This is a genomic window from Alteromonas sp. 009811495, assembly GCF_028865455.1.
Classification (GTDB): Bacteria; Pseudomonadota; Gammaproteobacteria; order Enterobacterales; family Alteromonadaceae; genus Alteromonas.
The window spans coordinates 971527-985644 of sequence record NZ_CP113972.1 but is presented as its reverse complement, the minus strand read 5'-3'; the positions used below and the strand labels follow the sequence as shown (position 1 = coordinate 985644).

The 14118-nt window shown below is 44.4% G+C and carries 16 protein-coding genes; 5 read left to right on the top strand and 11 right to left on the bottom strand.

Annotated features, from left to right (window positions below; translation table 11 throughout):
* Window positions 1-218: 218 nt before the first annotated feature.
* From OZ660_RS04455 to OZ660_RS04440, 4 genes are all read left to right on the top strand, one after another.
* Entirely contained in the window at window positions 219-821 is a 603-nt protein-coding gene (locus tag OZ660_RS04455) for an XTP/dITP diphosphatase (RefSeq protein WP_274742706.1), read from the top strand.
* Window positions 814-1953, top strand: a complete 1140-nt coding sequence (hemW, locus tag OZ660_RS04450; RefSeq protein ID WP_274742705.1) for a radical SAM family heme chaperone HemW — start codon at window positions 814-816, stop codon at window positions 1951-1953. The genes OZ660_RS04455 and hemW overlap by 8 nt, the downstream gene beginning before the upstream one ends.
* Window positions 1954-2118: 165 nt before the next feature.
* A complete protein-coding gene (locus OZ660_RS04445) occupies window positions 2119-3006 on the top strand; it encodes a LysR family transcriptional regulator (protein WP_274742704.1) in 888 nt (295 codons plus the stop codon).
* A gap of 177 nt (window positions 3007-3183) precedes the next feature.
* Window positions 3184-3990: a hypothetical protein gene (locus OZ660_RS04440; RefSeq protein ID WP_274742703.1), complete on the top strand. Its 807-nt coding sequence runs from the start codon at window positions 3184-3186 to the stop codon at window positions 3988-3990.
* 16 nt (window positions 3991-4006) lie between these two features.
* Here OZ660_RS04440 and OZ660_RS04435 read toward each other — a convergent pair whose 3' ends face one another.
* The 9 genes from OZ660_RS04435 to OZ660_RS04395 all read right to left on the bottom strand — a co-directional run bounded on the left by OZ660_RS04435 (window position 4007) and on the right by OZ660_RS04395 (window position 11570).
* Complete coding sequence (locus tag OZ660_RS04435) at window positions 4007-4801, bottom strand: DUF2884 family protein (protein WP_159623831.1); 795 nt, start codon at window positions 4799-4801, stop codon at window positions 4007-4009.
* Window positions 4802-5029: 228 nt separating this feature from the next.
* Window positions 5030-5566, bottom strand: a complete 537-nt coding sequence (locus tag OZ660_RS04430) for an Lcl C-terminal domain-containing protein (RefSeq protein WP_226432386.1) — start codon at window positions 5564-5566, stop codon at window positions 5030-5032.
* A gap of 2 nt (window positions 5567-5568) precedes the next feature.
* Window positions 5569-7278: an Lcl domain-containing protein gene (locus OZ660_RS04425; RefSeq protein ID WP_446698965.1), complete on the bottom strand. Its 1710-nt coding sequence runs from the start codon at window positions 7276-7278 to the stop codon at window positions 5569-5571.
* A 199-nt stretch (window positions 7279-7477) separates the two neighbouring features.
* The gene (locus OZ660_RS04420) at window positions 7478-7966 is read right to left on the bottom strand and encodes a PAS domain-containing protein (RefSeq protein ID WP_159623788.1); all 489 of its coding nucleotides are present in this window, start codon (window positions 7964-7966) and stop codon (window positions 7478-7480) included.
* Window positions 7966-8961, bottom strand: a complete 996-nt coding sequence (locus tag OZ660_RS04415) for a response regulator (protein ID WP_274742701.1) — start codon at window positions 8959-8961, stop codon at window positions 7966-7968. The genes OZ660_RS04420 and OZ660_RS04415 overlap by 1 nt, the downstream gene beginning before the upstream one ends.
* A 180-nt stretch (window positions 8962-9141) precedes the next feature.
* Window positions 9142-9855, bottom strand: coding sequence for an LrgB family protein (locus tag OZ660_RS04410; protein WP_274742700.1), 714 nt, complete (start codon window positions 9853-9855; stop codon window positions 9142-9144).
* Window positions 9848-10225: a CidA/LrgA family protein gene (locus tag OZ660_RS04405; protein ID WP_274742699.1), complete on the bottom strand. Its 378-nt coding sequence runs from the start codon at window positions 10223-10225 to the stop codon at window positions 9848-9850. Before OZ660_RS04405 ends, OZ660_RS04410 begins: the two co-directional genes overlap by 8 nt.
* A 121-nt stretch (window positions 10226-10346) precedes the next feature.
* Complete coding sequence (locus tag OZ660_RS04400; protein WP_202264002.1) at window positions 10347-11108, bottom strand: LytR/AlgR family response regulator transcription factor; 762 nt, start codon at window positions 11106-11108, stop codon at window positions 10347-10349.
* Window positions 11109-11237: 129 nt separating this feature from the next.
* Window positions 11238-11570: a DUF3718 domain-containing protein gene (locus OZ660_RS04395; RefSeq protein WP_274742698.1), complete on the bottom strand. Its 333-nt coding sequence runs from the start codon at window positions 11568-11570 to the stop codon at window positions 11238-11240.
* Between the two features lie 258 nt (window positions 11571-11828).
* Between OZ660_RS04395 and OZ660_RS04390 the strand changes: the two genes are divergently transcribed.
* Window positions 11829-12485, top strand: coding sequence for a hypothetical protein (locus tag OZ660_RS04390; RefSeq protein ID WP_274742697.1), 657 nt, complete (start codon window positions 11829-11831; stop codon window positions 12483-12485).
* Window positions 12486-12528: 43 nt separating this feature from the next.
* On the opposite strand, the gene OZ660_RS04385 is transcribed toward OZ660_RS04390, so the two are convergent.
* Both OZ660_RS04385 and OZ660_RS04380 read right to left on the bottom strand, forming a co-directional pair.
* Window positions 12529-12858, bottom strand: a complete 330-nt coding sequence (locus OZ660_RS04385) for a hypothetical protein (RefSeq protein WP_202263999.1) — start codon at window positions 12856-12858, stop codon at window positions 12529-12531.
* Between the two features lie 155 nt (window positions 12859-13013).
* Window positions 13014-14114 carry an MbnH family di-heme enzyme gene (locus OZ660_RS04380; protein ID WP_274742696.1) on the bottom strand — a complete coding sequence of 367 codons (1101 nt, stop codon included), beginning with the start codon at window positions 14112-14114 and terminating at the stop codon, window positions 13014-13016.
* Window positions 14115-14118 lie beyond the last annotated feature (4 nt).

Genomic DNA, 14118 nt, shown 5'->3' with positions numbered 1-14118 from the left:
TTTTGATACTCCCCTGAATCTAAGCACTACAAAGAAAGCGCACGGGGTCGCGTGATGTACAAGGATGTGGGAGGGGTAATGCTGGAACAACCCCTCTGCCGCATGGATGCGGCAGCGGAGCGCACACGGACGTGTTTACAGCGTGTTTGTGGAAGCATTGCCCCTCCCGCAGCCGATGTTCATCGCGCGGCCTCGCAACCAATTCAAAAGAGAGTACTATGAAATTTCCTGAGAAAATTGTTTTAGCAACGGGTAATCAAGGCAAGGTGCGCGAGTTTGCGTCACTGTTTGTTGATTATGGTGTAGACGTTGTTACGCAAAAAGAATTAGGGGTATCTGATGTGCCTGAAACAGGCACTACTTTTGTTGAGAATGCCATCATTAAAGCGCGTCATGCAGCACAGGTGACAGGTCTTCCTGCGATTGCTGATGACTCTGGCTTAGTAGTAGATGCTCTTGGTGGTGCACCTGGTATTTACTCTGCCCGTTATGCTGGCGCTGATGCTACAGACGATTCTAACATCGACAAACTGCTAGCTTCGCTTGATGGCGAAGCCAAACGTAAAGCCCATTTCTTCTGTACATTAGTGTTTATGCGCCACGCAGATGATCCCGTTCCTTTAGTTAGCCAAGGAAAATGGGAAGGTGAAATACTCACCGAGCGCTCAGGCAATGACGGCTTTGGCTACGACCCTGTGTTTTATGTACCTAGTCATGGCTGCACCGCGGCAGAGCTTGAAAAAGCAGAAAAGAACCGCATTAGCCACCGCGGTAAGGCATTGGCCATTTTGCTTGATAGCATGAGAGTAAACTTTGCGTAATCCTCCGCTAAGCCTTTACATTCATATACCCTGGTGTGTGCAGAAGTGCCCTTACTGTGATTTCAACTCTCACGGGCTTAAGTCTGAACTTCCCGAAAAAGAGTACGTTGCTCACCTATTAGATGACTTAGCCATTGACGCCAAGCGTATTGGCGATCGCCCAATAGAAACCATTTTTATTGGTGGTGGCACACCCAGCTTGTTTTCCCCAGACGCCATGGCCGACATTTTAAACGGTGTGAAAGCGCGGGTTAACTTAAGTGATGACGCTGAAATAACCATGGAAGCCAACCCAGGCACGGTAGAAGCAGGAAGATTTGCCGGCTTTTATCAAGCTGGCGTTAATCGAATATCTGTAGGTATCCAAAGCTTTCAGCCAAAGCACCTAAAAGTGCTTGGTCGCATTCACAACGAAAGCCAAGCCGAAAATGCCGTAAAGCAAGCACACAGCGCGGGCCTGCCCACATTTAATTTAGATCTTATGCACGGCCTGCCAGAGCAAAGCGTCGACAATGCAATGGCTGATTTGCAGCAAGGCATTGCGCTAGACCCTTATCATCTGTCTTGGTACCAGCTTACGATTGAGCCAAACACGCCTTTTTATTCTCGTCCTCCTGAACTCCCTGATGACGATGTGTTGTGGGACATTCAGGAAAAAGGTCACGCGCTTTTAGAAGCGGCAGGCTACCATCAATATGAAATATCAGGTTATGCAAAAACGGGCCATCAATGCCGTCACAATTTGAACTACTGGCGTTTTGGAGACTATCTTGGTATCGGATGTGGCGCGCATGGCAAAATAACAGATGCCAAAAATGGCACCATACATAGAACAGTAAAGGTTAAACACCCTCGTGGCTATATGGAATTGAGCCGTCCATATCTCGATAGCGAAACGCAAGTTGCTAGTGACGACCTTCCCTTTGAGTTTTTTATGAACCGCTTTAGATTGGTTGAACCCTGCCCTATTGAGGACTTTACCAACTTCACAGGCATTAGTTTGTCAACGGATGTTAAGCGGGCACTCGATGATGCACAGCAACAAGGTTTGCTTACTGCTAATAACAGCCATTGGCAAGTAACCCATAAAGGCAGACGATACCTTAATTCTTTACTTTCGTGTTTTGTATAGCGCCAGACCAAGCGCCGATGTGCCCTCTCCAACATCTTATTCAGTGGAAAATACACTCGCTGGATTGATTTGAAGAAACCCAACATGCCAGTGGTTTCCCATGAGTAGATAAGTGTTCGGCTGGTGGTATAATAATTCACTAATAGTAAACAATTGGAAACGCTTATGGATAAGTTAAGAGCGCTTGAAGTGTTCAGAAGAGTGATAGAGCTTGGTAGCTTTAGTGCAGCTGCTGAAGATTTAAACTTATCTAAAGCAGCAGTTAGCAAGAATATTAACGAGCTAGAAGACTCGCTAAAAACTGCACTTATTAACCGCACAACACGGAAGCTTCACATTACCGAAAGTGGGAAGGCATACTACAATCACGTCTCGGCTATTCTCAATGATTTGGCCAATGCCGATCTTTCTATACTCGAGACGTCGAATGTTTTGAGGGGCACGTTAAGAATCAGTATCCCTATGACATTAGGCGTTCTTAAAATAAACCCCATTATTTGTCGCTTTCAAAAACAATATCCCAACGTATCGATAGAAGTAACGATGGATGATAGCTATGTGGACTTACTGGAAAAGGGCATTGATATCGCTATTAGAGGTGGTGGAATTCTAAAGGACTCGAGCTTAAAGTCTCGCAAGCTTTTAGATATCGAACGCGTAGTATGTGCATCTCCCGAATACCTCGCCGCTAACCCTAAATTGACTGAACCAAAGGATCTTCTTTCTCATAATTGTCTTATCTATACTCTATCATCGTCTCGCAGTTGGGTTTTCACTAAAGGTACTCAGACGCAGACCGTTCACCCGAATCCAAGTTCATATGCTGTAAACAATGGCTTAGGCTTAAGGCAGGCTATCGTTTCGGGGCTTGGCGTTACCTTAACGCCTAAGATGATTGTGGACGACGCTATAGCGGCAGGGCATGTTGTGGAGCTTATGCCTGATTGGAAATCAGAAAATCACACTCTGTACGCACTGTACCCTTACCATAAAGAACAATCCCCTAAATTAAGAGTCTTTATCGACTTTCTTATAAGTCACCTATCCACCTAGCAGCGTTCTCTGTTTTTCTTGTTCTCATTGCGCTTTACCGACTTTCCAAACAACATTGTTTACTAATAGTGAACAATAAGTTAACTCAAGTCATGTTTTTCGACACTTACAGCACACATAAACTGTGCTCCTAATAAACCAGTCACCTCAATGTGATATTTGATAGGAGCTATAGCAATGAAAAAAGTACTCGGGTTAGTATTTATATTTACAGTTTTAAACGCTGGCATATTCAAAGCCCACGCAGAACAAACAATCTCCAATAACAGGCTTACACTTTCATTCAGTGACGGACGCAACGATGTGCATGGTATCAAGGCAGTTAACCAGCACCTATTGCAAGTGGGCGTGAGAGTAAGCACATTACCTTTACCCGAAGAAGCAAAGCCCATTCTAGTGGCATCATCTAAGCGTGCAATCACCAGTGATGAAAGCAAACAGCTCTTGTCTTATTTTTCGCTTCACCGCGGACAATTATTGAATGAAATAGCTAAGGCTGGGCGCCAACCAGAATCACACCGAGGCGGGTTCTTATCCACGTCTGAAATAGGTGTTGCGCCATATCCGAAGGTATACGATATGAAGGCAATGACTACTGAAGTGAAGGAGTATTTACAAGAAAAATTCGGAAAACTTCATGTAAATAGTGCTGATAACGGCGTGGGTATAGATGAAGTTATGACAATTGTGTCGGGTGGCTCATGGACTTGGTTTTTCGTTTTGCCTGACAATGTGGTTGGTAAACTAACCTTGGCTCACGTTGGCATAGATGATCACGCATGGCGCATTAGTTACCCAGGTCTTGTTCCACATGGCGGCTTCCTAGATGCAGATTACGGATTGGTCGTTGCCTACGCACATGGACCTGAACACTTTGTGATGCGATATGAAGAGCCCAGTGTTCAAGGTACGAAGATGCTTAATGACAATCCTTGGATAGACTTTGCAGGTAAGAAACCTATACTTTTAAAAGCCGCGAATTAATACAAAAAAGCCCGATTTAATCGGGCTTTCTTTTTTGAACCGTAATAATGTTGTAAGCCTCAAACGCTGGCACTGATTCTCGTAGCTTTTCTTCAGCTATATCTAAGCGTTTTAACTTCTCACAGAACCATTCAGCTTTCTTTCGCAATGTAGTGGCTTTATCGCCCACATCTAACTGTTCACCAACATTGTTAAGCTGACGGGTTATTTCAGCCACTTTTTCTTGGTTCACTTCGCCGCTATTCGTATTAATGCCACTAATCGCAGATAAGATACCACCAACAGACGTGGAAATAGCTTCTTCTAATTGCGCTTCAATTTCACTATCAACGAAGTCATCGACACTCTCCAGCGATCCGGGGCCTATGAAATAGTGGTTACTGGCGTGCCTAAATTTATCTTTAACGCGATTTTGAACCCGTTTCATGGCCGTGTTCAAACGCTCATAGCTTTCGTGATCGCTACCCACTAAACCTAAATACACATGCTCAATGGTATCTATTGCCAAGTCGACACCTTCTGTTGCAAGCACTATCATTTTTGGCACTACATAATGCAAACCAGAAGAATACTCATAAAGCCATTTTCGCTGTTCATCATCTAATGTTTGCCAGCGACCGCCAATAAAAAGTTGAGACTGATTATTTATTTGAAGTACGGTGCGGGTTTTATCCATAACCCTAAGCTGGTTTTTGTTCACGGCAATTCCGTATGCAAAGTCGATGTTGCAGGTATACTCAGCCTGCGCCGATGTAGAGAGTCCAGCGAACAAACAAATTGTGAAGAGTGCAGCCTTTAGGCGCGATATCATTTTCATAACAACATTGTGGCTAGCTTATGGAAAAATGAAAGCCATCATGAGTCTAACGTGCTAAAAATCAGGTTGAACATGAGCTAAAAAGAAAGCACGCATTATAGTGCGTGCTTTTCAGAGTAAAAGTGTTAGGTAAGTATGTTATACCAAAGACTAGTATTAAGTCTGCATTGTCATTTCACCAACGATTACTGACTGTAAAAAGCGCGGTACGACGCGTCGATTTTACTCGGTGTACGTGCGCACTAATCTAACGTAAATGAATCGATCTTTCTCTTTAATTGAATGACTTGCGTTAAAAAACGCCACTACCCATGCCCTATCAGGGTCGTCAACCGACGGTGTTGATGTCCAAAAGTCATCTGGAGGCGTTGCAGGAAAAAGTGAAGTATTTATGGCCGGACGCACGCAGTCGCGCTCCGTTAGCGTGGCTAACTCTTTAACGTTTGGCAACCGCCAACCTAGTAAATCTTCGTTACTTGCTTGTTGTGCTAACTGCAGTGCCTGCTGCCATGTGTATTTGACCGCTTCACCACTGCACGTTGACCCGTTCCACGTTTGCCCTTCAGAGCATCTGCGCCAAACAAGGTCAGTTGTTGTATCTAGCAAGGTACTTGATGTTACCGCAGAAAAGTTATCGTTAGGTGTTGTCTCTAACCCATCAGACAAACATTCCTGAGCATTCACAGCGAATGAAACCAACATGCTAGCGGCCACCAACAACGCGGATAAAAATGTTTTACCTTCTTTTCTTTTTTTCATAATTATCGCCCTGCTCTTACTAACCGTACTCGCGCGGCAGTAGATTTATTGAGAAAATTATCCACACCAGAGTCAAAATCTAATGCCCACGCATTTTGTGCATTATCGCTGTTTACACCGTCTGCGCTTGGCACTGACGTCCAGTACCATAAAGGCTCTGTCGATACGCTTCCGGTATTTGGGAAATAGTCTTCATCAATGGCAACATCGTCGGCAATACCTAAATGCATTAACGAGAAAAGCTCGTGGTGGGTAGGCAGTCGCCAATCATAAAACCCACACAGGCCTTGGGCATTAACAGCGGCCACGTAAGCTGAGGTGTTGCAGTTTGTGAGTAAACAAGTTGCGTTAGCACCGGTTTCATCGCCTTCAAAGCCGCCGTTCACTTCTTCGCTGTACCACGAATAAGTAAATCCACCATCTTGAAAACTACCATCATCGGCTTTCACTTCCCACACAAGCCCTGTCACGTTATCGCGAACACATGACCAGCTATCAGCAGAGCCGTCTTGTTCATCGCCATTGGCATTAAGGCGGGTGAAATCAAACCCAGCCTTGCCCCTTCCCGCTTTTTCAATAAAACCATTTTGCTCAATGATGTCGGCACCTCGCTGGCCATCTTGACCGGGAAAGTCGTTCTGCTGAGCTTGTGTTAGCGCATCGTTAGTGGCCTGCTGTAAAAAGCCGGTATCGTTTATAAGCGGTGTGGGCATAGGGCGAATTTGTACGTTAATAGTATCCTCAACACTATTGCCGTTTGCGTCGGTTACCGTAAGGGTGTAAGTCACTACCGTCGCGGCCGATACCATTGGAGCAATGGCAAATGTAGACAGGGCAGTATCATCATCAATGGCATTACTATAAACGGGGTTTTGCTGTGCTGATTGCGCAGCGGTACTTATGTTATTGCTTCTTTCCCATGAATAAACAAGTGGTTCTGCGTCACTAATGCTAGTGCTAGCTTCACCATCCAAGATAACCACTTCGCCGCTGAACACGCCTTGCGAATATCCCGCATTTACAACGGGCACTGTGTCTTGCTGCGACTGTACCGTAATAGTTACTGTGTCAGTATCGGTTGCACCTTCTAAATCGGTTACCATCAACGTAAAAGAAAGTGTTTGCGAGTCGTTGGCAACAGGCGTGACAATAGTTAATGTAGAAAGGTTTGTATCTACTCCGCTTATTACATTAGTTCCGCTTGTTTGAGACCAGCTGTAATCAGAAATAGATGACTCAGATGATGCCGCATCGGGATCTGTGCTGCCTGAACCATCAAACACAATTTCGACACCGCCAGGGAACGTATTCGCCGAAAGGCCATCCCATTGCGGTACGTCGATACTGGCTTCTGGCGCAATGTTAACGGGAGCAACAGTAATAACAGTTGCGTCGCTTGCCGTATTACCGCTTTGATCATTGACCGAAACAGTAAGCGTGTATTGCGTAGCATTACTGACAGCTGGCGCAACAAAACTGGCAGCAGGCGAACTGGTATCTTCATGAGTAATAGTAAGAGAGGGTGAAGCGCTCCAATTGTACGTATAGGTGCCATCGCCGCCGCTAACTTCAGCACTCAATGTATACGTCACGCCTTCAGTCACTGTGGCATTTGGTCCTGCACTTACCACAAGGGTGGAATTGCCAGAGCCCGAGCCATCACCGGAACTGCTGTCGCCACCGCCACCACCACAGGCAAATAACATTAACATTGCCCCAAAAATCGCTACTGCTCGAAAAAAGATAACGCCAATGCTGCTATGCGTATTATGGCTAAATGGCATAAAAACTCTCCACACACGTTAACGTGTTAAACACGAAAAAACATGTATTTGTTAAAGCTAGAACAATGTGGCGTTGATGGCTGGCCAACTATACCCTTTATGTCACGATGGCCACTGCAATGGTAGGTTAGAGCGAGCGTTTAGATTCTTGCGCTTCTGAGATCATTACCTGTAGCGCTTCCAATTGCTTTTTACCTACTGCCACATCTGTCATGTCGTAAATCATCATGCTGATATAATCTACTTTGCCAGTCGCTGAAGTCAGCGGCGACAATGTGATGTTTTGATACATGAAAGACTCACTTCCTGTAATCGGCCGATAGTTAGGAAACTTAAATAGATAAGGGCGTTGTTCCCATGTCATAAATGCTCGGGTTTTGAGATCAAACACAGGCTTGGCCTTCTTCATAAACCAATCTTGTTTGATGCTGGGGAACAAGGTGAAAAGCGATTTGTCGCGAACTTCACTGGGCAAAAGGCCACTGTGACTTTCCATGAAACCGTTCCACACTTGCACAGAAAAGTTGCGATCAAGAACAACGATACCCACGTCGACAGACTGCAACATGTCCATCATCCAGTGGAATTCTTGCAACTCGTCTAAATGTTGGCTCATTAAAAGTCCTCCAACAAGTGGGCAAGCTTCGAATTCATCATCTTCATCGACTCTTCAGTAAACAGCAAAATAAGGTCACACTGCACATTGTAGCCTTCCAAACCGTAGCTCAATTCAATGGCCAGGGTTCGCTTCCACTTAATTTGATTCATGCTAATTATTTCAGTGATTGCCCTGTGTTGACCTAATACAATCGGATGACCTTGGCTGAAGTTAATATCCATCTGATTAGCAAGGCCGGTTAAACAGGTTCCAATCAAAATACTGGCAGCGTCCATTAACAGCTCTAACTGTAACTGGTCGTCAACTTCGCCTTCTACGTTAAGAATTTTAGCAACATCATCAAAACTTGAGTCACTTAAAATACACAAGGCTTCACCACTTACACCCGGGCCCAAAAAGCCCTGGCAAACTGCGGTAACCTGTTCGTGACTTTCGATGTCAGAAAGCATCATGTGAAGTTCAGACACTTCGATAAGATTTACATTCGGGATGGGCAATTCAACAAACACATTCATGATGCGCGCAAGGTGATCCCCTGCTTGCCCCATAGCAATATTGGTTATCTCTTGATAACAATCGCGGATATCCGGGTCGAGCGGCGAAGCTTCTTCTTCAACTTCTTCTTCGGCATGCAGAATATTGAACTTATCTAGCACATCGGCAAGTGTTTTGGGATCCACCGGCTTTCGAATAAAGTCTAGTGCCCCCAAAGCAGTAACGCGCTCGTGTGCTTCCGGCTGAATATCCCCAGAAACCACAATTACCTTGGTACTAAGACCTTGCTTTTTGATTGCCTCCAGTGTGCCATAACCATCAAGAACTGGCATATTGAGGTCAAGAAGAAGGAGATCCCCCTTACCTTCACCCAGTGCAGTGAGCGCCTCTTGGCCATTTTTTGCGAAGTGCACCGCAACTTCCCAATCTTGAGGAAGGCATTTGGCAACTTGTTTACGTGCAACTAACGAGTCGTCGCAGACGAGAACAGAAAACATTAAGCTCTTTTACCACCTAGTTTTTGAAACCAGCTTTCACCGAAATTTTCAATTGTTAGCATTGTATCGGCATTACTTCGTTTAACTGAAGAGACGATTTGCAGTTGTTTATATTGTGCTACTAAACATCACTCTAACAAATAGCACTTTTGTAGAAATTTGCCAGCAGCTTTTACATTTTCAAGCGAAGTAAGCATTGAATAATAGTGGAAGAACAAAGGCGGTAAAGACACCATTAACGCACAGCCCAAGTGTTGCCATAGCAGCAACATCGTCTCCCATATGAATTGCTTTGGCAGTGCCTACGGCATGTGCAACCGTACCCAGCGCTATTCCTTGCGCTTTTTTATTCACAATTGAAAGAAACGCAAATACAGTCCCTGACAAGATAGCGCCTACCACGCCAGTCACAATCACAAAAACCGCTGCCAACGCAGGAATGCCGCCAATATGCGCAGATGCTTCCATTGCTAACGGCGTAGTGATGGATTTCGCAAGCATAGTTAACTGCATCGCTACTGGTGCATCGAGTAAAAAAAGTGAAAACCATGCACTTACCGGTGCTATTACGCCACCAAAAGCAATGCTCAACAGTAACCGCCATCCGTAATGCTTAAGTATTTTCCATTGCCGAAAGATAGGCAGAGCCAAAGCCACTGTCACAGGCCCGAGTAGCCAATGTAAAAGCGAAGCATGCAACTGATAGTCACTTACGCTAGTTTGTGAAATGAATAAACACAAGCCCACAGTAATGGCGGTAATAATGAGCGGGTGAGATATGGGATGATTATTCAGACGCTGATGTACCTTTAGCGCAATTATATAGCTGACGATAGAAACCAATAGCCAAGCCATTCCCTTAATACTAAATGCGTGTTGAAGAGCGTCAATCATAAGGGCTATTGTCACCTTTTTTGATAAACAGGCGCTGAGAAAACCATGCCGTCGCCCCAAGGCTTACCGCGGTAGTTAAAACAATAGCGATAAATAGGCCTAAAGCATTTTCTACAATATCTGCCCAGTAAAGCGAAACACCTAACACGGCAGGAACAAATAATAGTGACATGTGCTTAAGAGGGAAAAGTGCGAATTTAGCGACATGACGCTCGAACGAGGGCGCGGCAAACAGCACGCCTAACAAGAGTAATAATCCAAGTAGTGGTGCCGGAATAGGTAAAGCAGTGACGTGCACAATGAATAGGCTTAGGTAATAAGCACTAAAAACAAGTGCACCACCCACTACATAGTGAAGGAATTGTCGCACGTTTTTCCTATTTCTCTTAGGCCGCTAATCGTAACCAAAGAGTGTAGCGATTTAGTGCTTGCTCTACCAGCGCGACCATGGTCTTAAGGCAATGATACTTCGCGGGTAAAAGCGCAGACAACTACCTTGTTTGCCAGAATTGGTAGTAGTATTTATGGGTTATTTTAAACGCCTCTCCGCCTTGCATGATAACGCGCTGTTGATTGTACTTTTGCTCTAAGTGAGCTACGTGTTTTGCGTTAACTGCCACAGAACGATTACAGCGTTTAAAGTGCTGCTCGCCTAAGCGTTTTAATAAGTCGCAAAGTGTGGTTCGCACAACAATGTTTTCCGACAAGGTTTGCACACACATATAATCGCCAGCCGCTTCAATCCACTTAATTTCGGCAGGGTCTAGGCAACACCAACCGTTTTCAGAACGAATACCGACAACACTGGGCTCTTTGTGTTGTGAGAGTTGACGTCGAAGTGTGGCAAGTAAAGCAGATTCTGTAACACCATACTGTTTACATAACCCTTCTACTAATAAGTTAAATTGGTATCCACGCTCATAGTAGTGGTATTTGTCTTGTACACGGTAAATAGCCTGTGCGACTTGCTCATCGTCAAATGGGTGAATAACGAAGCTAGACGCATTGTGCTGAAAAGCCAGCAGTGCTTCATGGTCTTTTTCGCCAACAGCAATCCAGTATCGAGACGCTAAATTCCGACTCGACTGCGCAACAGAATAAAACCCTATTGAGTTTGGGTGTTTCTCGGCCAACGCTAAACAATGCCCTGTCGACTCAGCTTCAAAGATCTGCGAGAAAATATTGATCTTACGCAGAATATCAACAAGTGCTTGTTGTTGAGAAAGTGATTGTAAGAAAACCAGTGCGATCATCTGCTTTCCCTTGCATACGCTAATAATGTAATTTGCTACCCACTAATGCGGATAAGCGCGTATAAAGCCTGGGCGAAAAAGGAGCTGCAGGCTTTGCAGCCCAAATCGCCAGGGTTAAAAACACAGTACCTATCGCTTAGCAGTTAGCACACTTGGCTCTGCACTGACTCGTCGCGCTATAAGCGCACCGTTTTTCGTTGCGTTATGTGTTAGCGCAAACGTAATCATATCTTCTCCGTTACATACCAAACCTTCGTGCAGGTCTCGCATGCTCAAACCCGTCGCTTTTACAGCGCGGTCTAGTTTTAAACGGCTATCGCTTTTTACGGCTTCGCAAACAGCAATTAAATCGTTTTCCATTTCTTTAGGGTAACCACCTGCTTGTGCTGCAGTAGCAGTAGCACCAAAAGCAAAAGTAAGACCGATTAGGGTCATTTTAGTAACGCGGCGTGACATAAACATAACAAGTTCCTCTGATAATATTCGGCAACGCGGTGACTACCTCTTTTTGCCTCCGCACCATTAAATTAGTGAAACTTTGTGAACATCACGCTATAAATTCGTTAAAGCCCCGCTATTTGCGACGTTGCGACAAGTGCACAATTTGCGAGGTTTAATAATCGGGCTAAACTGTTATTAGTCGTGCTTAACACACACTTTGAAACATTCGCCCAAAAAGATGTATCCTCACCATTATAAAAACGACACCAGGGAAGGAATATGTTAGAGCAACAGCAATACCATCACATTAGAGAACACATGCAGCCTGGTGATATCATTGCATTTGGCGGCAATAGTCTATTCTCACGTTGGACTAAACTCACCACCCGCTCAGTTGTGACGCATGTTGCCATTGTCACAAAAACTAAAATGCGCGACGAATCAAACCGCTACTTTAATCACGTTATGGAAGCCACCTCGTTTAATGGCAAGCGCGGTGTTATGACAAACCGTTTGAGCGAGCGCATTTCTTCCTATGACGGTGACGTATGGTGGTTACCATTATCAGACGCCTCGCGCAGTGTATTTGAGCAAAACAGAAAACACTTTTTTGACTTTATGGTTGAACAAGACGGTAAGCCTTATGATTTATGGCAATTGTTTGGTTCGGCTGTTGATGCGCTGGACGACCACCCTGTGTTTGGCGGCATTACATACAATCAAGAAGATTTTGATAGCTGGTTTTGTTCTGAGCTAATCGCTGAGGGCTTAAAAACGGCAGGCGTCATTTCAGGTGTTAATGCGTCGGAAGTCACACCCGTCGACATTTGTAGATTTAATATTTTCAAAAAACGCTATGTGCAGTTTAAAGGGAAAGGAAAAATGATTAGAGGGTTTAATTCATTAACTGCAGACAACTGGGGCCAGATTGCCTAACCCCATCAACAAAACAGGTGTGTACAACACACACCGTACGTTATTAAAACGTGCTGTCTTGGTGAATTTTGATGAACATGCTAGTACCAATTTTTGAATAATCAATTTTGTACTCTTTGCCGTTCAATGTTTGAATAAACAACAATGTTTTCTCGTCACCAAATACGTCGCTGGTTGTAACGTCAACCAATTCCATGTCCATCATCTTTGCATCGCGCTTATTTTCAGGCACTTTGCCTTCATACTCTTTAATGCCCTTGTAGGTTACAAGAACTGGCGGATGCTCGTCACCATTGATTACCAATAGATCCAATTTTCTTATTTTATGAATGATGGTATTTCGACCACTAGTAATAAAAGGTTTTTCAGTCATTTTCATCTCCGCGACCACTTACCTGCTTTTTATTATGTTAACAACTTTTGTAATTGACTGAGTTTATCACGATGTTAACAAACAGCACATAAGCATTTGGTTGATATGTAAGTACAAAGTATAACCACAAAATGTAGCAATTGAGTAAAAAAACACTAATTTTTGTGCCTATTATGGGTTTTTAAAAACTTTTCGTCAGTCAAGCTGTTCAAAAAAGCAACGAGCGCTGCTTTTTCAGATTCTGAAAGGGAAAAACCTTTAATAAAAGGACTGCGATACGGGTTTAGCTCGTTAGCTTTATTTCCACCACGGGCATAAAACTCGATAACCTCTTCAAGACTACCAATACTGCCGTCGTGCATGTAAGGAGCGGTTAAGGCAATATTACGCAACGTTGGTGCCCTGAACTTCCCCATATCTTTTTTATTGTGGCTTACGCTATAAAGCCCCATGTCTGAGGCGGGATAACTGCCCTTTCCATCTTCATTGTATAACCCTGTGTTATGAAATGGCTGTACAGCAAATGCCTGAAAGCTGTGTTTGGAAGACTGGGTAAAGTTAACCCCACCATGACAATGAAAGCACTCTGTGCGTTCGGAAAAAAACAGGTTTAGCCCTTCTATTTGCTGGGCGGTTAATGCGTCATCGTTGCCAGCATAGGCATAATCGTCAAACGCACTATTAAACGACACCAAACTTCGAACGTAGTTGGCCAGCGCCTTCACCACCGTGTCCATCGTAGGGGCTTTTGTACCATAAGCTTGTTCAAATAGTTGCTGGTAAACGGGGGTATTTAAGCGTGCTAAAATTTGCTGTTCGTTGCCTGTAACGCCCATCTCAATAGGATGCTCGTTAAACAGCGGGATCATAATTTGCTTTTCAATACTTTCTAGATTGTTGTGCGCCCACGTAAAAGTTGCATTGTAGGCAACGTTAACCAGCGCCAATGCATTGCGATTTAATGCGTCTCCCGCTGCGCCAATTGACACTGCCTTAGGTTCTGCAAAGGCGTATTCAGGCGCATGACAACTGCTACAAGATAACGTGTTGTTGCCACTTAATGCAGTATCAAAAAATAGCGTTTTACCAAGTAGAACGCTTTCTTCTGTCATGGGGTTATCTTTAGGTACCACGGGCTTAGGTACATAGTCGGGTAGCGGCCATGTGTAAGGCGTAGGCGCTTTGCTGCAAGCAAACAAAACAAGCAGCAACGTTGCCAATAACAACGGCTTAATACCACGAAAATTACTCACCATTGCA